This is a genomic window from Amycolatopsis sp. La24 (assembly GCF_029087445.1).
Lineage (GTDB): Bacteria > Actinomycetota > Actinomycetes > Mycobacteriales > Pseudonocardiaceae > Amycolatopsis > Amycolatopsis nivea.
The window spans coordinates 88207-104732 of the sequence record NZ_JARACH010000012.1 but is presented as its reverse complement, the minus strand read 5'-3'; the positions used below and the strand labels follow the sequence as shown (position 1 = coordinate 104732).

Here is a 16526-nt window from a genome sequence, read left to right as displayed (position 1 = left end):
GGCCCGCATGCGGATCGTGATCACAGGCGCCAGCGGGAACGTCGGCACCGCGTTGTTGCGTGCTCTCGGACCCGGCCACGACGTCGCCGGTGTCGCCCGCCGGGTGCCGGATCGCGCCGCTGAGCCGTACTCGCGCGCGGAATGGCATTCGGTGGACATCGGCGCGCCGGATGCCGACGAGCTGCTGACCGGAATCTTCACCGGTGCGGACGCAGTCGTGCACCTGGCCTGGGCCATCTCCCCCGCCTGGAGCGACCCGCCGATGGCGCGCACCAACGAAGGCGGGACCGCGAACGTCCTGAAAGCGGTCAGCAAGGCAGGCGTCGGACAGGTGGTGTGCGCGTCGTCAGCAGCCGCCTACGCGCCGGAGCCGAACGACGAGAAAGTCACCGAGGACTGGCCCTGTCGCGGGATCGCGGCCAGCGCGTACAGCCGGGGCAAAGCGGATCTGGAAGACGCGCTGGACCTGTTCACGTCCGCGCACCCGGACGTCGCCGTCGCGTGGATGCGCCCGTGCGCGATCCTGCAACGGCGCGCGGCGGGGGAATTCACCCGGTGGCTACTCCCGCCCGCACTGCCGCCTCGCCTGATCGGCGGGCGGTTCTCGCCGGTGCCGCTGTGGCAGGGTCTGCGGCTCCAGGCCGTGCATACCGACGACGTCGCCGAAGCGTTCCGGCTGGCTCTCGAACAGCGCGCGGTCGGCCCGTTCAACCTCGCCGCCGAGGACGTTCTCGACGCTTCCGCGTTCGCGCATGCCGTCGGCGGCACCCGGATCGCGGTACCGAAGCCGGTCGCGCGGACGGTCGCTCGCGCGGCCTGGCTGGCCGGGCTCCAGCCGTTGCACCCTGGCTGGCTTGAGCTCGCTGATCAGGCCGCGCTGGTCGACGCCTCGCGGGCGCGGCTCGTGCTCGGCTGGACGCCGCGGTACAGCTCGGCCGAAACCGTCCAGGACCTGGTCGCCGGGATGCGCCGGAAGGACGGCGCGCCGTCGGCCCCGCTCGCCTCGTCGCGCCCCGGGCTCCTCGACCGCGCAAGGGCGCTGGGCCGGGGCCGTCCGACCCGCCAGTCGCAGGCCTGAGCCCGTGCACACCGCCGACGCGATCGTCATCGGAGCCGGGCACAACGGCCTCGTCGCGGCGAACCTGCTCGCCGACGAGGGCTGGGATGTCGTGGTCCTGGAAGAACAACCCGTTCCGGGCGGGGCCTTGCGCACCGAGGAGATCACCGCCCCCGGCTTCCGCTCGGACCTGTGCGCCGCGTTCTTCCCGCTCGGCGCGGCGTCCCCGGTGCTCCGCGGCCTCGACCTGACCGAGCACGGCCTGCGCTGGCTCCACGCGCCGGACGCGCTCGCGCACGTTTTCCCGGACGACCGCTGCGCCGTCCTCTCCCGCGACCTCGACCGCACCGCGGAATCGATCGCGCAGTTCGCTCCCGGAGACGCCCGATCGTGGCGGGAGCTTTTCTCGCAATGGCAAGGATTCCGCGACGAATTCCTGGACGCGCTGTTCACTCCGTTCCCGCCGGTGCGGGCCGGCGCCCGGTTCCTGCGCCGCACCGGAACCGCCGAGGTGCTGCGGCTCGCGCGGATGCTCACGCTGCCCGCCCGCCGATTCGCCCGCGAACGGTTCGAGGGCGAAGGCGCCCGGCTGCTGCTGTCCGGAAACGCCGCGCACAGCGACCTTTCCGTCGACAACGCCGGAAGCGCGGTCTTCGGCTGGCTGCTGGGGATGCTGGCCCAGGACGTCGGATTCCCGGTCCCGGAGGGCGGGGCGAGCGAACTGGTGGCCGCGTTGGTGCGCAGGCTCCGCTCCAAGGGCGGGTCTGTCCATTGTGGAACACCGGTGACCGAGGTGCTGGTGGCGCGCGGCAAAGCGGTCGGGGTGCGCTGCGCGGACGGCGAGCCGATCCGGGCTCGCAAGGCCGTGCTGGCGGACGTCACCGCGGAGACGTTGTACGGCAAGCTCGTCGCATCGGAATGGCTGCCTCCGCGGTTGCTGGCGGATCTCCGGGTGTTCGAATGGGACAGTGCGACGGTGAAGCTCGATTGGGCGTTGTCCGAGCCGATCCCGTGGACCGCGAAGGACGCCTGCGGCGCCGGAACCGTCCATTTAGGATGCAATGAGGACGGATTGTCCGCTTTCGGCGCGGAATTGGCCCGGGACCGGGTGCCGGAGCAGCCGTTCCTGTTGCTGGGCCAGATGACGACAGCGGATTCGACGCGGTCTCCCGCCGGTACCGAATCCGTGTGGGCGTACACGCACGTCCCGCGCGGCGTCGACCGCGACACAGTGCGGCGACAGGCCGAGCGCATCGAGGCGACGGTGGAGCGCAACGCCCCGGGGTTCCGGGATTTGATCCTCGCGCGCCGTGTGCAGGGCCCGGCGGACTTGGCCGACCACGACGCGAACCTCGTCGGCGGCGCGATCAACGGCGGCACGACGGCGATCCACCAGCAGCTGTTCTTCCGTCCGGTGCCGGGACTCGGCCGGGCCGACACGCCGGTCGACCGGCTGTACCTCGCCGGCGCCGCGGCGCACCCCGGCGGCGCGGTCCACGGCGGGCCGGGCGCGAACGCCGCCCGCGCCGCGCTGGCCCGCGAGCACCTGCTCGGCCCGGGGTACGCCGCGGTGATCCGCGCGGCGAACCGAGCCGTCTACGGCTGACTCTCTCCGGTCCCCCGCCACCGCCCGAGCGCCAACGCCGCCAACCGCGCCAGCGACTCGCGGTTCCGCGGCCCCAGCACCAGTGCCAGCGCGCTTTCCGGCACCAACCTGCCCGCCCCGCTCGTCACCCGCTCGGCCATCCGCACCGTCGTCTGGCCCTCGCCGTCCGGAGCCAGCGACAGCTCGATCCGCGCCGTGCCGAGCGCGCCGCCCCGGGCCTCCAGCTCCAGCGAAACGCCGGGTTCGACCGCCAGCACCACCGTGGTGTCCTCCAGTTGCACCGGCCAACCGCCGACGCTGTGGTGGATCCGCGAGCCCGGCTGGGGCCAGCTCGCGTCGACGTCGCGGATGTGGCAGCTGCCCACCACCCAGCCGGAATAGGACCAGCCGTCCGCCAGCACCTCGAACACCGCTTCCGGCGGCGCGGGCACCGTCCGGCTCACTTCGACCATGCGTCTCCTCCTCGTTTTCCGCCGGATTCCCCCGGAGGAGACGGGCAAACTCCGGGCCGCCGCCCGGACGCGAGGACCGCGAGCTCCGCGGACGCAGGTCGCTCCGAATTGATGAACCCCGGCCCCTATCGCGGGCCGCCGAGGGAGCGCACCATGGAGCCTGGCACCGACCGGACGCACTCCCCCCAACCCGAGCGGGAAGCAACAATGCCGAATCCACGGCCGAATTCACTGGCGAGTTCGCGGGTTCCCGGACCCGCGGCCGTCGAGGCGGCGGTGGCCGCCGCTCTCCTCGCGCCGGGCGCCGCCGACGCCCCGTTCTGGCACTGGCGCACCGGGTACCGCACCCTCCACCTGTACGCGGACCCGGCCCGCTGGCGAGCCGCCAACGACTCCGCCGGGCGATGGCAGACGCTCACCAGCGGCGCGGCCCTGCACCACCTCCGGGTCGCCTTCGCCGGTCTCGGCTGGGCGTGCACGGTGGACCGGCTGCCGTGCCCGCTGGAGCCGGGCCACTTGGCCGTCGTGACGCCGCATCCCGGCGAACCGGCTCCCGGAGAGACTGCTCTGGCGACGTCGATCGCCCGCCGACGGGAGGATTTGCGGCCGTGCGGCGGACGGCCCGTGCCGTCGGACTGCCTTGACCGGCTTTCGCAAGCCGCCGCCCGCGAAGGCGCGGTCTTGCACCCAGTGGAAGACCGCGCGGTCCGCAGATACCTCATGACCGCGCTCGGCGAAGGCGCGCGAGTTCCTGCTCAGCTGCCTCGGGAAGAGGCGTATGCGCGAAGCGCATCCCTGGCGGCTCCGCAAGGCGTCCTCGTCCGCGCAGCTGCGGGATACCGAATCCCTCGAAGCGAAGCCGAGCCGCGAAGCGACGGCGCGACGCTGGTCGTCCTCAGCACGCCCGGCGACGATCACCTCGCCTGGCTGCGCGCGGGAGAGGCGCTGAGTTCGGTGCTGCTGACCGCCACCGTCCACGGACTCTCGTCCGGCCGGTTGAGCCGGGCCAGCCGCCGGATGCGCGAGACGCTCGCGGAACGCGTCACGCTCGGGCACGCGCCCCAGGCGGTGCTGTGGGTGGGACGGCCGCCGGTCGGCGTGAAACGGCTCCAGCGGACTCGGTCGCACGCCAGCGTCGACGACGTCCTCGAACCGCTCCAGGCGCCGGCGAGGTACGGCGGCTGACCCGCTTCGCCCGCGGTCGGCGGAAAGTTCGGTCACCGCCGCGCCGTCCACTTCCCACTGTGCCGGACGGACGCGGCTCTCGCGCCGGTGCTTCAGAGTGGCACCGTGGCAGCGGAAACCGGCGATTCCCCCGCGCCGAGCGTCCCGGGGTCTGCTGGTCGCCCTGCGGCACTACTTCGGCGTAACCGCCCGCGAAGGCCGCCGCCAGGCCCGCACCGCACTCGACCGCGCGAGATTCCCGCCCGGCTGGCCGGCCGCTACCCGGCGGAACTGTCCGGCGGACAACGCCAGCGAGTCGCGATCGCCCGGGCGCTGGTGTGCGAGCCGAAACTGATCATCTGCGACGAGGTGACGTCCGCTTTGGACGTTTCCGTGCAAGCGTCCGTAGTGGAATTGCTGCGCTCATTGATGAACGACGGACCCTCGATGATCTTCGTGACGCACAACCTGGCGGTGGTGCGCAGCATTTCGGACGAGGTCGTCGTGCTCAGCGAAGGCCGGGCCGTCGAGTCAGGACGGACTGATCAGGTGCTCGCCGCGCCGTCGCATCCGTACACGCGGAGCCTGCTCGCCGCGACGCTGGAGGTGCCTACGAGCTGACGCGGCGATAGCGGATGTGGGTGGTGAGCGGCGAATGCAGCACCTCGACGGGCTCGAAACCGAAGGATTCCACCCCGTCGAACATGCTCTCGCCCGAGCCGAGCAGCACGGGCGCGATGTCGAGCGTGAACTCGTCGATCACCCCGGCGATCAGCGCCTGCCGAACCGTCGACGCCCCTCCAGCGATGTCGACGCCCCTGTCCCCAGCGGCTTCACACGCCGCTGCGTAGGCGGCGTCGAACCCGTCGGTGACGAAGTAGAACGTCGTCCCGCCCTCCATCTCGATCGGCTCGTGAGCATGATGAGTCAACACGAACACCGGCGCGTGATACGGCGGTTCGGCACCCCACCAGCCGGACCAGTCCTCGTCCCAGTCGCCGCGGACGGGACCGAACATGTTCCGCCCCATCACATACGCACCCCTGGGCCGCATCAGCCACTCGCTGGCGGTCCTGTCGGCGTCGGTGGCGCGGGGGTCGCCGATGTGCCAGCCGTGCAACTCCTTCCCCCGCTTGCCGAGCGGGTCCTCCCGACTCTGCGCCGGCCCGGCGACGAACCCGTCCAGCGACATCGACATGTGACAGGTGGTGTCCGGCATGGCGGACCTCCCGAGTGATTGCGGTTTGCAAGCGGTTAGGAGGAAGATAGCACCGGGGCGGCGGGAACGCCATGCGTTGAGCGGGGGCGGTTTGCGGGATCTCTGAACAGCAACGCCGCGCCGGATCGACCGTCCTCCCAGCGGACGTGCGACGACGGGCTGGCGACCGCCCACTCCGGCCCTAATGCGGCTTCGGCGGCAGGCCCGCTGCGTTCGAGTCCCCCAACTTGGCGACGGTCAGAACAGCGAACCCGCCCCGATCGCCGCGCATACCGACAGGAACAACCCGCCCACCGCGAAGCCCAGGGGTTTCTGCCGCCATGCCGTGTGCCGGTCCAGGGCGTACCACCCCGGGCCGGTCAGCAGCAATGCCAACGCCATCGCCGCGAGGGTCAGTTCCAGTTCGAATCCCGGGCCGCTGGTGCCGAACAGGCCGCCTGACCACTTCACCCGGACCGCGCTGATCGCCACGCCCAGCAGGCCTGCCGCGGCGAGCGGGGTCAGCAGGCCCAGTGCCAGCAGGACCGCGCCGGCGACTTCGGTGATGCCGGTCAGCCAGGTCAGGAATTCGATGTTGTGGCTGAACCCGTAGCCGCGCAACACGTTCTCGAAGTGCGCCATGCCCGCACCGCCGAACAGGCCGAAGACCTGCGTGAGCCCGTGCGCCCCCATCGCGACCGACAGCATCAGCCGCAGCACCAGCAGACCGAAGTCCAAGCCGCCATTCTCATCCGACCAACGGGACATGTTCGCCACGCCGGACACCCTAGCCATCCCGCGGGCCGGTCCCGGCGACCCACCGGACGTGTCGCGGAAACCGTCACGCCGTGGAGGCGGCGCCCTCGGGCAGGTAGCTGTCCCGGAAACCGAACGCGCTCGGCGAAGGTCCCTTCTCCCGCAGCAGTTCCAGCCGCTCGACGGCCTCCTCGACCGTCGGGACGTGCCCGGCGGGCACCCACCACAGCACCTGGAACGGCGCCTTCGGCAGTTCGAACCATTCCGACCGGCGGCGCAGCATGTCCAGGTGGCCGCTGCGGTAGACGTAGTCCCACAGCGCGTCGCGGCTCTCCCAGACCGACATGTTCACCAGGACGTCGTCGCCGAGCGAGGTCCGCAGCGAGGTCGCGTCGTTGCCGCCGTCCTCGACCAGGCGCCATACGAAGCCGGGCGCGTTGTCGGCGACCTCGTTCAGCGTGTCGAGCATCGACGTGAAGCCGTGCATCCGGGGGTCTTCGAGGGGATGTCTGAGGATGCCCACGTTGAGCTGGGCGAGGTGATGTTCCGTCACTCATTCACCTCACCATCGCCGGACGTTCTATGTCAACTCTCATTATTTTTAGAAGGCTCGACAACGACGCAGCACAGGCCCGGACGCGGATCCATCCGGGCGCGCAGGCCTTCGGCGTCGTCGAGCAGTCCTTCCAGCAGCGCCAGGTTCATGCCGCACACCAGCCCCGGGTGCCGTTGCGAGAGGACGTGGAACGGGCAGTTGACGAGGCGCAGGACGTCGCCGTCCTCGCGGGGTTCGTACCCGCGGGCGGCCAGCAGTTCCTTCGCGGCGGCGAGGTCTTCGACCGGACAAGCGGCGGCGCGGCCCTCGCGGCGGGCGGCGGCCTGCAGTTCGGTGTCGAGACGGGCGACCTCGGCGACCTCGGCCAGGAGGTCGGCGGCGGTGCGGTAGTCGCGCGCCGGGACGGAGAACTGGCGTTCGGCTCCGGACCGGCGGTAGAGCTTCGCCGGACGACCGGCGCCCGGGCCCGAACGTCCGCTCAGCCGCTTGCTTTCCGTCTCCAGCAGCCCGGCATCCACGAGTTTGTCGAGGTGGAAGGCGGCGAGCGTGCGCTGGATCCCGGCCCCCTCGGCCGCCTCGTTCCGGCTCACGTCGTGGTCCTGGGAGACCACGTAGTCGTACAGCCGCCGCCGGACCGGGTCCTGCAGGACTGCGATCGCCTCGATGTCTTCCACGCCGCCAGTCTAAGAACAACGACAATGCGCGTTAGAGGACGCCGTTCCCCTTCGCGCTCCTCCGCGACGAGACCGACCGGGGCGGCTCGGCGCGCATGTGGTCGCGGACGCGGGTCATGATGCCGCCCAGCGCATCCAGGTCCGAAGTGGACAGTGGGGCGAACAGCAACCGGCGGACGGCGTCGATATGCCCGGGAAGCACCTTCGCAACCAGCTCCCGTCCGGCGTCGGTGATGCCGACGACGGTGGCCCGCTGGTCGTCCGCGCTGGGGCCGCGGGTGACCAGGCCCGCCTTTTCGAGCAGGCCCGCCTGGTGAGTCAGGCCGCTGCGACTGTAGACGACGCCGTCGGCCAATTCCGTCATCGTCAGCGGCCCGGCGGAGTCGGCGAGCCGGGCGAGCAGTTCGAACTGCACGTAGCTGAGGTCGCCCTCGGCCCGCAGCTGCTGGCTGACGGCGTGCTGCAGCAGGCTCACCGCCTCCATGAGCGTGAAATAGGTGTTGAGCTGCTTGGGCTCCAGCGCGTCCGCCATGCCGCCAGTCTAGATGCTTCGAAGTTGAATCATTGTGGCCGTCCTCACGTCTCCGCGACTTTGCTTCGATATCGAAGCATACTCAGAGGTGCTTCGACTTCGAAACACATACGGAGGATGTCATGAAGGCAGTGCGCTACCACCGCTACGGCGGAAGCGAAGTCCTGGCGCTCGAAGAGGCCGAGCGGCCGACGCCCGGCGAGGGGCAGGTGCTCGTCCAGGTGGCCGCCACCTCGTTCAACCCCGTCGACCTCGGGATCCGGGCGGGCGGCCTGCAGGAGGTGTTTCCCTTGACCTTCCCGCACGTGCCGGGCATCGAGGTCGCCGGGACGATCGCCGAGCTCGGTCCCCGGGTCGACGGACGCCAGGTCGGCGACCCGGTCGTGGCCCTCCTGCCGATGAACGCCGACGGCGCGGCCGCCGAGTACGCCGTCGTTCCCGCGGACGCGCTGGCGGCCGCCCCGAAGACAGTCGAGCTGCCCGACGCCGCCGCGCTGCCGGTCGGCGGATTGACAGCCTGGCAGGCGCTCTTCGACGACGCTCGCCTGCAAGCGGGCCAAACCATCCTGATCAACGGGGCAGGCGGGGCGGTCGGCGGCTTCGCCGTTCAACTCGCCCATCAGGCAGGCGCGACGGTGACCGCGACCTCGAGCCCGCGCACCGCGGAACGCCTCCGCGACTACGGAGCCGACCGGCTCATCGGGCATCTCGACTTCGGTTCCGCCGCCGTCGACGGAGCGCCGTTCGACGTCGTGCTCAACCTCGTGCCCACCACTCCGGAGGAGACCGCGGCGCTCGCCGGCCTGGTCGCCGACGGCGGAGCGCTGGTCAGCACCACCACTCCCCCGCCGGACAATCCCGGACGCGGCATCCGGACGGCGCGGGTGTTCGTCGCCAGCAACGCCGAGCAACTGGCCGAACTCGTCGAGCGCGTCGACGCGGGGACGTTGCGGATCACCGTCGCCGACCGTCGGCCGCTCGCCGATCTCCCCGCGGTGCACGAAGAAGCAGCCTCGGGACAGCTCGTCGGCAAGACCGTCCTCACTCCCTGAAAGCCCCGGTTCGAGCGCTGACCCCAGCGCTCGAACCGCTCAGCTCCGCGCCTTCGCCAAACCGACCGGAGTCGCACCGAGCCACCAACGCGGGTCCGCCGTCCCCGCGGTCGTGCGGCCGACGCGGTGGACGAAGAACCGCTCGTCCCGCGCGGGCGTGTCGAAGCGGGGACGTTGCGGATCACCGTCGCCGACCGGCGACCGCTCGCCGATCTCCCGACAGTGCACGAAGAAGCAGCCTCGGGACGGCTCGTCGGCAAGACCGTCCTCACTCCCTGAAAGCCCCGGTTCGAGCCTTCGCCAAACCGGCCGGAGTCGCCCCGAGCCACCAACGCGGGTCCGCCGTCCCCTCGGTCGTGCGGCCGTCGCGGTGGACGAAGAACCGCTCGTCCCGCCCGGGCACGTCGAACTCCCCGTCGAGACCGCGCGTCAGCCACTCCGCGCCGAAGGCGAAGACCTCCGCTGCCGTGCCGCCCAGCGGGTGGAATTCGTCCTCGTAAACCCGCATTTCCTTGGGCGCACGGATCTTTTCGTAGGTCTCGAGCGCGCCTTCCACCGGCGTCAGCTCGTCGAATTCGCCGATGCCGAGCAGCACCGGGCAACGAATACTGGTCACGAGGTCGCCGAGCGGCATCTTTTCCTTCAGATCGCGGTCGAACGCCGCTTCGTCGGTGTAGCCCGCCATGTACAGGTAGTTGTTCTTGAAACTCGGCTGCGCCCGCTCGAAAATCGTCTCGAAATCGCCGGACACCGCCTCGAACGCGGCGACCGCGCGCAGGCGGGTGCCGGGCATCGCCGCGGCGCGCAGGGTCCAGTACCCGCTCATGCTGATGCCGAACATGCCGATCCGGTTTTCGTCCACTTCGGACAGACCGGCGAGGTACGCGGCATAGGTTTCGAGGGCGCGCTCGTAGTTGTCCAGGGTCACGGTCAGCCCGCGCGCCCGCGTCTCCCCCTGTCCCGGTCCTTCGATGGACAACGCCACGACTCCGCGCGAGGTGTAGTAACGCTCGGCCGCGAAGATGTAGTCCTCCTTGATCATGTCCATGCCGGGGCCGAGAATCACCGCCGGGGCACCGGAAACCGGCCGTGCTGGCAGGTGCAGGAGAGCGAAGATCTTGCCGCCCTCGAAGTCCAGCTCGACCCGGCGGACCGTGTTGCCCCGAAGCTCTCCCAGCCGCGCCACGCACGAATCGCAGCGTTCGCGGAACTTCGCCTTGCGTCCGTCGGCGGAGTCGAAGATCGAGTACTGCGCGCGGCCGTACATCACCGCCGCCCGCAGGTACAGGTCCGACGCCGTCCTCCGGTAGCCCAGCCGCTCGTGGTGCGCGGCCCGCTCCTCCGCCTGTCCCGCGACGACGGCCCACGCCTTCGGCAGCATCGCTCCGGCGCGGACCATCGCGAACACCTTGTCGAAGTCGGCGTGATCGTGCCCGAGCTGTTCGAGCGTGCCCTTGCCTTCCGGGTGCAGCGCGTCGAAGCCGCCCTGCGCCAGCGCGATGTCCAGGGCCCAGCTCTGCCCGGCCGAACGTGTCGTCATGCTCGCCTCCTCAAATAACTAAGTACTTAGCTAATGTGCCACGGCTAGACTCCGCGCGGCAAGGAATGCGGCGGGCACCACAGGAGAGAAGACCCGATGGGCGACGAGGCGATCACCCGGCTGGCACGAGCCGCTTACCGGCTCAGCGCGGCCGATTCCCGGCTGCGCGGCCGCGCGACCCGCAGCGCCGAAGCCCTTTCGCTCGCGCACGCCCGCGCGCTCAAGAGCCTGGCCGAACACGGGCCGATGACGGTCAACCAGCTGGCCGGGCACGTCGAAACGACGGGGGCGGCGGTCACCCAGCTGGTCAACGGCCTGGCCAACGCCGGTTACGTCACGCGCGAACGGGCCGCCTCCGGGGACCGGCGCACGTCGATCGTCGCGTTGACCGACGCGGGCCGCCGCCGGCACGAGGAGCGCGAGCAGGTCCTCGCCGCCGGATTGCGCGAGCTGACCGAAGACCTCGACGAGCAGGCGATCGACGCCGCGGGCACGGTGCTCACCCGGCTGGCCGACCTGTACGACCGGCTCTGACCCTCGCGGCAGCCTCTATCACGTGATTGAAACGGCTGATAGAGTCCACGGCATGGGCACCGAAGCCGCGCGGATCCCCGCTCGCGGGGAGGCGACCGAGCAGCGCCTGATCGCCGCCGCGGAACGGCTTTTCGCCGAGCACGGCGTCGGCGCGGTGTCGCTGCGGACCGTGATGCAGGAGGCGCGGACGAACGTCGCGGCGATCCACTACCACTTCGGTTCCCAGGAAGGCCTGCTCGACGCGGTCCTGCGCAGCCGCCTCGACCAGGTGACCGGCGAGCGGAACGCCGTGCTGCGGGAATCCCCCGGAAAAGACGCCACCGCACGGGAATTGGCCCGCGCGTTCGTGCAGCCGGTGGTCGCGGTGCTCGAATCGGGCGGCGAATGCTGGATCCGGCTGGTCGGCCGGCTGCTGGCGACCGGCGGCGACGGGCTGGACGCGGTCGCCGAGTCGTTCTTCGAGCGCAACGCCGCGTTCGTCGCGCAGCTGGACCGGCTGTGCCCCGGAGTCCCCCGCCGCACGCTCGATTTCCGGCTGTCCCAGGCGATGACCGTGACGCTGAACGTCCTCGGCGACGTCAGCCGCACCCGCCGCCTGCACGGGCCGGACGCGGCGGACTGGACCACCGGCCAGATCGTCGGCGACCTCGTCGACGTCGTCACCTCGATACTCGCCGGCCCGCCCGGGGCCCGCCGGAGGAAGTGAGGAACCGATGGGAACCAACCAGCGCGCGCAGATCGAGATGAGCCCCGAGGAGGTGTCGGCCTACCTCGCCTCGCAGCGCACCGCGACCCTGGTGTCGCTCGGCCCCGACGGGCATCCGCACGCGGTCGCGATGTGGTACGCGGTCATCGACGGCGTGCTGTGGTTCGAGACGAAAGCCAAGGCGCAGAAGGCAGTCAACCTCCGCCGCGACCCGCGCGTCACCGTGCTGATCGAGGACGGCCTGACCTACGACGTCCTGCGCGGCGTCTCGCTCGAAGGGCGCGCCGAGGTCGTCGACGATCCGGACGCGCTCTGGGCGGTCGGGGTCAACGTGTGGGAGCGGTACCACGGCGAGTACACCGACGAGGTGAAGCCGATGGTGGAATTCATGCTCCGCAAACGGGTCGCGATCCGCGTCGACGTGGAGCGGGTCCGGTCCTGGGACCACCGCAAGCTCGGGCTCGACCCGATGCCGCTCGCCGGATCGACCGCCCGCTGACGCGTTCGCCCGCCAGGAGGTCACGATGGGCCGCTTTTCCCTTCCCGCACAGGCGCCGAAAGGCCTGGACTCGCCGGTGACAGCGGCGCTCATGAAGTACATGTCCCGAATACAGGTCAAAGTCTTCACCCTGACCAACGGCCGGGTCGGCCACAACTGGCGCGTCGGCGCGGGTTTCCGCAAGCCCGTGCCGACGCTGCTGCTGGACCATCGCGGCCGCAAGTCCGGGCGGCTGTTCACCACGCCGCTGCTGTACCTGCGTTCCGGCGACGACCTGGTCATCGTCGCCTCCCAGGGCGGGCTGCCGAAACATCCGCAGTGGTACTTCAATCTGCGCGCGGAACCGGAGACCCGCGTGCATCTCAAGGGCCGCCGCGACGTCCCGGTCACGGCGAGAGTCGCGTCGCCGGACGAACGACGCGAACTCTGGCCGCGGCTGGTCGAGCTGTACGCGGATTTCGCGAAGTACCAGGATTGGACGGAACGCGAGATTCCGGTCGTGGTGCTTGCCCCGCGTCAGGCCTGATATTCGCGGAGGAGGCCGCGGCTGATGATGGTTTTCTGGATTTCGCTGGTGCCCTCGCCGATCAGCAGGAACGGGGCCTCGCGCATCAGGCGCTCGATCTCGTATTCCTTCGAGTAGCCGTAGCCGCCGTGGATCCGGAACGCCTCCTGGGTCACCTCGGCGCAGTACTCGCTGGCGATCAGCTTCGCCATCCCCGCCTCGACATCATTGCGCGCACCGGAATCCTTCAACCGGGCCGCGTTCACCATCATCAGATGCGCGGCCTCGACCTTGGTCGCCATCTCGGCGAGCTTGAACGCGATCGCCTGGTGCTGCGCGATCGGCTTGCCGAACGTCGACCGCTGCTGCGCATACGCGATCGCCAGCTCGAACGACCGGATCGCGATCCCGCACGCCCGCGCCGCCACGTTCACCCGGCCGACCTCGACGCCGTCCATCATGTACGAGAAGCCCTTGCCCGGAGCCTCCCCCAGCACCTTGTCCGCGCCGATCGTGAAGCCGTCGAACACCGCTTCGGTGGTGTCGACGCCCTTGTAGCCCATCTTGTCGATCTTGCCCGGGATCGTCAGCCCCGGAAGCACCTCGCCGAACCCGGAGGGCTTCTCGACCAGGAACGTCGTCAGGTTCTGGTGCGCCTTCTCCGCGCCCTCGTCGGTCTTCACCAACAAGGCGATCAGGTTGGAGGAGCCGCCGTTGGTCAGCCACATCTTCGCGCCGTCGATCACGTAGTCGTCGCCGTCGCGCCGCGCCCGGGTCTTGATCGCCGCCACGTCCGACCCGAGGTCCGGCTCGGACATCGAGAACGACCCGCGGACCTCGCCGGTCGCCATCCGGGGCAGGAAGTGCTGCTTCTGCTCCGGTGTCCCGTGCTGCTTGATCATGTGCGCCACGATGAAGTGGGTGTTGATCACGCCGGACACGCTCATCCAGCCGCGCGCGATCTCCTCGACCACCAGCGCATAAGTGAGCAGCGACTCGCCCAGGCCGCCGTACTCCTCCGGGATGGTGAGCCCGAACAGGCCCATTTCCTTCATGCCCTCGACGATCTCCGCCGGGTACTCGTCCGCGTGCTCCAGCGCCTGCGCGTGCGGGATGATCTCCTTGTCCACGAACGAGCGCACCGTGGACAGAATCTCCTGCTGCACATCGGACAAACCCGCGGTCCGGGCCAAACGAGCCATCAGGGTCAGCTCCTCATCGCGGCGATGACGCGAGCGAAATCGCGCATCGCCGGTTCGGGCACCGTGACGTAGCTGAAGCCGAACGTCTTCCGGTGCTGGTGAAGGGTTTCCGCGATCTCCGCCGGAGGTCCGGAAAGGACAGTGGGCACCTGCGCCAAATCGATCGGTTGCGCCTCGAACCGGGGCAGCCGGTCGACCGCGGACTGGCGGTCGCCGTCGAGGGCGACGGCGTGGATGAGCAGGTTGAGTTCGAGGTCGGCGAAGCGGTGCGGGGCCGCTTGCCGCACGTGGTCCACGCGAGCGGCGAGCGCGTCCGCACCGAGGAACCGGAGCATGCCGGGGCGTTGCCCGGGCGCGGCCCCGCTGAACGCGACGATGTCGGCATGTTCAGCGGCGATCCGCAGGACCCGGTCGCCGTTGCCCGCGACGCACAGCGGCGGCCGCCGGACCGGGCTCGGGCGGTGGTCCGGGTCGTCAAGGAGCCGCCCCACCTCCAGCACGGTGCGCTCAAGGTGGTCGACCCGTTCGGACGCGCTGCGCCACGGAATCCCGGCGCGGTCGAATTCCGCTTTGACGTAGCCGGTTCCGAGCGCGACCTCGAGGCGTCCGTCGAGCAGCGCGTCCGTTCCGGCGAGGTCGCGGGCCAGCAGCACCGCGTTGTAGAACCCGGAGTTCAGCACGAACACCGCGAGCCGGGGCCGGGTGGTGGCTTCGGCCGCCGAAACAAGCGCGGGCAACGGCGCTGGCATGCCCAGGTGGTCGGCGACCGCGATGACGTCGTAGCCGAGGTCTTCTGCTTCGCGGCACCGCGCCTGCCATTCCGCGCGCGAGGACGGCGTGAGCAGGTTGACGCCGAACCGGAACTCCCGTGCGGTCATCCGCGGGTCTTCCGGATCGCGTCGACGGCGTTGTGCCGGTCCGCGGCGACGTAGACAGTCCCGTCGGAGCCGAGCGCGAGACCGCCGGAGCGGGCGTACGGGACGTCCAGGTAGCCGACATCGAGCCCGGTCGCCAGCACCTCGGTTTTTCCTTGCCGGTTCACCGAAAGCACGCGGTGACCGGTGGCGTCGAGGACGACGGCCGTTCCGTCCGGCCGGACCGCGACGGCCCGCAGCCCGCCGAGCCCGGCAGCTCGTTCGACGACCTTTCCGGAGCCGGGTTCGACCTCGAGGAGACGGCCGCGAGCATCGGCGACCAGAACGGTCCCGCGTTTGGTGACGGCAAGACCCGTTGGTGCACCGAGGTTTTCGACCAGCGGACGGACGTCCTCGCCGACGACGCGCAGCAGCCTTCCCTTCGCGGGTTCGGAAACCACCAGGCTGCCATCGGAGAGTTCGACGGCGTCCGCGGGATTGTCGAGGCCGTGCACCTCTCGGACAACCTTCCCGGTGCGGCGGTCCACCACCTGGACGGACCCGATCAGCTCCGAGGTGAGCACGAAATGCCCCGCGGTGACGCTGATCCCGGACGGAAACTCCAGCGAGGACGACAGCCGACGCTGGATTTCGCCGACCGCACCGGTGCGCGGGTCCACGGTGCGCAGCGCGGTCGCGTCCGCGACGTAGAGCGTCCGCCCGTCGGAGGCGAGATCTGCGGGGAACGCCAGCCGGCTGGACGTAATGACCGTGACGGCGCCAGTGTTCAGGTCCACTCGGGAGACGGAACTGTCGGCCATGTTGCTGACATAGGCGCGCCCGCTGGAGTCGATGATCATGTTGTCGTCCGCGGCGGGCAGCATCGCCACGGTGTGCTTGGCGCCGTCCGGGTCGATCCGGGCCAGCTGACCGGTCGCGCCGTCGAGCGCGTAGAGACGGTTCCGCGGATCGAAGCGGACGGACACCGGCTGCCGGAATCCTTGGGCCAGCACCGAAATCGCTCCGGTTCGCGGATCGACCCGGGCCACTTCCCCGTATTTCGATCGCGGCGCGTAGATCATGCCGTCCGGGCCGAAGGCGAACGCGTTGAGCCCGCCCGGATCGCGCACGACGAGGCGCGGCGCGGCCTGACCGGCCAGGTCGATCTCCCACAGCGCGTCGGCGAAGGTCAGCTGCCCGACGTACAGGTGTTTGCCGGACCGGTCGAACGCGATCGAGTTGACGCCGGGCAGGTCGCGGGCGACGGTGCGGATCCGGCCGCCCGGCGCGCGCCCTTTCACCACGCCGCCGACCGGGTCGGTCCACAGGATTTCGCCGGAGGGGGCCACCGCGAGGTCGTCGGAACGGCCGTCGCGCGGGCCGACGAGGGTGTGGTTCCGTCCGGTGCGCGGGTCCACCGCGGAAATGGTTTCGCTGGCGAGACTGGCGGTGAGCAGGTCGCCGTTCGGGGCGAGGGCGATGCCGTTCGGCGAGTGCAGCGTGGTGCCGCTGACCAGCCGCTGGACCCGGTAGCGAGTGGCGGCGGCAGCGTCCGGGACAGCAGTAAGGGGCAGGACAAGCGCGAGGGCGAGCGCGACAGTGCGCAGGCGGCGAACAGGGGGCACGGGTCTTCTCCTCC

The 16526-nt window shown here is 70.5% G+C and carries 20 protein-coding genes; 10 read left to right on the top strand and 10 right to left on the bottom strand.

Annotated elements, in window-relative coordinates; translation table 11 throughout:
- The first annotated feature begins 7 nt into the window (after window positions 1–7).
- Both PUT80_RS14920 and PUT80_RS14915 read left to right on the top strand, forming a co-directional pair.
- Window positions 8–1078: an NAD-dependent epimerase/dehydratase family protein gene (locus tag PUT80_RS14920; protein WP_275292288.1), complete on the top strand. Its 1071-nt coding sequence runs from the start codon at window positions 8–10 to the stop codon at window positions 1076–1078.
- Window positions 1079–1082: 4 nt separating this feature from the next.
- Window positions 1083–2663 carry an NAD(P)/FAD-dependent oxidoreductase gene (locus PUT80_RS14915; protein WP_275292287.1) on the top strand — a complete coding sequence of 527 codons (1581 nt, stop codon included), beginning with the start codon at window positions 1083–1085 and terminating at the stop codon, window positions 2661–2663.
- Here the strand turns inward: PUT80_RS14915 and PUT80_RS14910 are convergent.
- Window positions 2654–3115, bottom strand: a complete 462-nt coding sequence (locus PUT80_RS14910) for an SRPBCC family protein (protein ID WP_275292286.1) — start codon at window positions 3113–3115, stop codon at window positions 2654–2656. The genes PUT80_RS14915 and PUT80_RS14910 overlap by 10 nt on opposite strands.
- 207 nt (window positions 3116–3322) lie before the next feature.
- On the opposite strand from PUT80_RS14910, the gene PUT80_RS14905 reads away from it, so the two are divergent.
- Window positions 3323–4300, top strand: a complete 978-nt coding sequence (locus PUT80_RS14905) for an NAD(P)H nitroreductase (RefSeq protein WP_275292285.1) — start codon at window positions 3323–3325, stop codon at window positions 4298–4300.
- Window positions 4301–4405: 105 nt separating this feature from the next.
- Window positions 4406–4900, top strand: coding sequence for an ABC transporter ATP-binding protein (locus PUT80_RS14900; protein WP_275292284.1), 495 nt, complete (start codon window positions 4406–4408; stop codon window positions 4898–4900).
- Here PUT80_RS14900 and PUT80_RS14895 read toward each other — a convergent pair.
- From PUT80_RS14895 to PUT80_RS14875, 5 genes are all read right to left on the bottom strand, one after another.
- On the bottom strand, window positions 4890–5498 hold the full coding sequence (locus tag PUT80_RS14895; RefSeq protein WP_275292283.1) for a dihydrofolate reductase family protein: 609 nt from the start codon (window positions 5496–5498) through the stop codon (window positions 4890–4892). The genes PUT80_RS14900 and PUT80_RS14895 overlap by 11 nt on opposite strands.
- Before the next feature lie 237 nt (window positions 5499–5735).
- Window positions 5736–6215, bottom strand: coding sequence for a DoxX family membrane protein (locus tag PUT80_RS14890; RefSeq protein ID WP_200864202.1), 480 nt, complete (start codon window positions 6213–6215; stop codon window positions 5736–5738).
- 103 nt (window positions 6216–6318) lie between these two features.
- A complete protein-coding gene (locus PUT80_RS14885) occupies window positions 6319–6786 on the bottom strand; it encodes a DUF3291 domain-containing protein (RefSeq protein ID WP_275292282.1) in 468 nt (155 codons plus the stop codon).
- Between the two features lie 32 nt (window positions 6787–6818).
- A complete protein-coding gene (locus PUT80_RS14880) occupies window positions 6819–7463 on the bottom strand; it encodes a helix-turn-helix domain-containing protein (protein WP_134730031.1) in 645 nt (214 codons plus the stop codon).
- Window positions 7464–7494: 31 nt separating this feature from the next.
- A complete protein-coding gene (locus tag PUT80_RS14875; RefSeq protein WP_275292281.1) occupies window positions 7495–7995 on the bottom strand; it encodes a MarR family transcriptional regulator in 501 nt (166 codons plus the stop codon).
- A 122-nt stretch (window positions 7996–8117) separates the two neighbouring features.
- Here PUT80_RS14875 and PUT80_RS14870 point away from each other — a divergent pair, with 122 nt between their 5' ends.
- Both PUT80_RS14870 and PUT80_RS14865 read left to right on the top strand, forming a co-directional pair.
- Complete coding sequence (locus tag PUT80_RS14870; protein ID WP_275292280.1) at window positions 8118–9047, top strand: NADP-dependent oxidoreductase; 930 nt, start codon at window positions 8118–8120, stop codon at window positions 9045–9047.
- Window positions 9048–9173: 126 nt separating this feature from the next.
- Window positions 9174–9326 (top strand): hypothetical protein, encoded by a 153-nt coding sequence (locus tag PUT80_RS14865; RefSeq protein ID WP_275292279.1) that lies wholly within the window; start codon window positions 9174–9176, stop codon window positions 9324–9326.
- Here PUT80_RS14865 and PUT80_RS14860 read toward each other — a convergent pair.
- On the bottom strand, window positions 9316–10587 hold the full coding sequence (locus PUT80_RS14860; protein ID WP_275292278.1) for an alpha/beta hydrolase: 1272 nt from the start codon (window positions 10585–10587) through the stop codon (window positions 9316–9318). The two genes, PUT80_RS14865 and PUT80_RS14860, sit on opposite strands and share 11 nt — an antisense overlap.
- A gap of 96 nt (window positions 10588–10683) precedes the next feature.
- Here PUT80_RS14860 and PUT80_RS14855 point away from each other — a divergent pair, with 96 nt between their 5' ends.
- Genes PUT80_RS14855 through PUT80_RS14840 form a run of 4 tightly spaced genes read left to right on the top strand, consistent with a single transcriptional unit; the run spans window position 10684 to window position 12852 of the window.
- On the top strand, window positions 10684–11121 hold the full coding sequence (locus tag PUT80_RS14855) for a MarR family transcriptional regulator (RefSeq protein WP_037820697.1): 438 nt from the start codon (window positions 10684–10686) through the stop codon (window positions 11119–11121).
- A 52-nt stretch (window positions 11122–11173) separates the two neighbouring features.
- Window positions 11174–11827: a TetR family transcriptional regulator gene (locus PUT80_RS14850; protein WP_275292277.1), complete on the top strand. Its 654-nt coding sequence runs from the start codon at window positions 11174–11176 to the stop codon at window positions 11825–11827.
- Window positions 11828–11834: 7 nt separating this feature from the next.
- Window positions 11835–12326 (top strand): PPOX class F420-dependent oxidoreductase, encoded by a 492-nt coding sequence (locus PUT80_RS14845; protein ID WP_134730043.1) that lies wholly within the window; start codon window positions 11835–11837, stop codon window positions 12324–12326.
- 25 nt (window positions 12327–12351) lie between these two features.
- Entirely contained in the window at window positions 12352–12852 is a 501-nt protein-coding gene (locus PUT80_RS14840; protein ID WP_275292276.1) for a nitroreductase family deazaflavin-dependent oxidoreductase, read from the top strand.
- On the opposite strand, the gene PUT80_RS14835 is transcribed toward PUT80_RS14840, so the two are convergent.
- The 3 genes from PUT80_RS14835 to PUT80_RS14825 are packed head-to-tail and all read right to left on the bottom strand — an operon-like array spanning window position 12843 to window position 16512.
- Window positions 12843–14033, bottom strand: a complete 1191-nt coding sequence (locus tag PUT80_RS14835) for an acyl-CoA dehydrogenase family protein (protein ID WP_275292275.1) — start codon at window positions 14031–14033, stop codon at window positions 12843–12845. The two genes, PUT80_RS14840 and PUT80_RS14835, sit on opposite strands and share 10 nt — an antisense overlap.
- 5 nt (window positions 14034–14038) lie before the next feature.
- Window positions 14039–14911, bottom strand: a complete 873-nt coding sequence (locus tag PUT80_RS14830; RefSeq protein WP_275292274.1) for a TIGR03621 family F420-dependent LLM class oxidoreductase — start codon at window positions 14909–14911, stop codon at window positions 14039–14041.
- Window positions 14908–16512: a PQQ-binding-like beta-propeller repeat protein gene (locus PUT80_RS14825; protein ID WP_275292273.1), complete on the bottom strand. Its 1605-nt coding sequence runs from the start codon at window positions 16510–16512 to the stop codon at window positions 14908–14910. Before PUT80_RS14825 ends, PUT80_RS14830 begins: the two co-directional genes overlap by 4 nt.
- Window positions 16513–16526: the final 14 nt, after the last annotated feature.

Excerpts from the sequence above, each read along its gene's own strand:
- PUT80_RS14910 (WP_275292286.1), bottom strand. The coding sequence starts at position 3,115 with ATGGTCGAAGTGAGCCGGACGGTGCCCGCGCCGCCGGAAGCGGTGTTC.
- PUT80_RS14845 (WP_134730043.1), top strand. The coding sequence starts at position 11,835 with ATGGGAACCAACCAGCGCGCGCAGATCGAGATGAGCCCCGAGGAGGTG.
- PUT80_RS14920 (WP_275292288.1), top strand. The coding sequence starts at position 8 with ATGCGGATCGTGATCACAGGCGCCAGCGGGAACGTCGGCACCGCGTTG.
- PUT80_RS14855 (WP_037820697.1), top strand. The coding sequence starts at position 10,684 with ATGGGCGACGAGGCGATCACCCGGCTGGCACGAGCCGCTTACCGGCTC.
- PUT80_RS14860 (WP_275292278.1), bottom strand. The coding sequence starts at position 10,587 with ATGACGACACGTTCGGCCGGGCAGAGCTGGGCCCTGGACATCGCGCTG.
- PUT80_RS14875 (WP_275292281.1), bottom strand. The coding sequence starts at position 7,995 with ATGGCGGACGCGCTGGAGCCCAAGCAGCTCAACACCTATTTCACGCTC.
- PUT80_RS14895 (WP_275292283.1), bottom strand. The coding sequence starts at position 5,498 with ATGCCGGACACCACCTGTCACATGTCGATGTCGCTGGACGGGTTCGTC.
- PUT80_RS14870 (WP_275292280.1), top strand. The coding sequence starts at position 8,118 with ATGAAGGCAGTGCGCTACCACCGCTACGGCGGAAGCGAAGTCCTGGCG.
- PUT80_RS14830 (WP_275292274.1), bottom strand. The coding sequence starts at position 14,911 with ATGACCGCACGGGAGTTCCGGTTCGGCGTCAACCTGCTCACGCCGTCC.
- PUT80_RS14850 (WP_275292277.1), top strand. The coding sequence starts at position 11,174 with ATGGGCACCGAAGCCGCGCGGATCCCCGCTCGCGGGGAGGCGACCGAG.
- PUT80_RS14835 (WP_275292275.1), bottom strand. The coding sequence starts at position 14,033 with ATGGCTCGTTTGGCCCGGACCGCGGGTTTGTCCGATGTGCAGCAGGAG.
- PUT80_RS14905 (WP_275292285.1), top strand. The coding sequence starts at position 3,323 with ATGCCGAATCCACGGCCGAATTCACTGGCGAGTTCGCGGGTTCCCGGA.
- PUT80_RS14840 (WP_275292276.1), top strand. The coding sequence starts at position 12,352 with ATGGGCCGCTTTTCCCTTCCCGCACAGGCGCCGAAAGGCCTGGACTCG.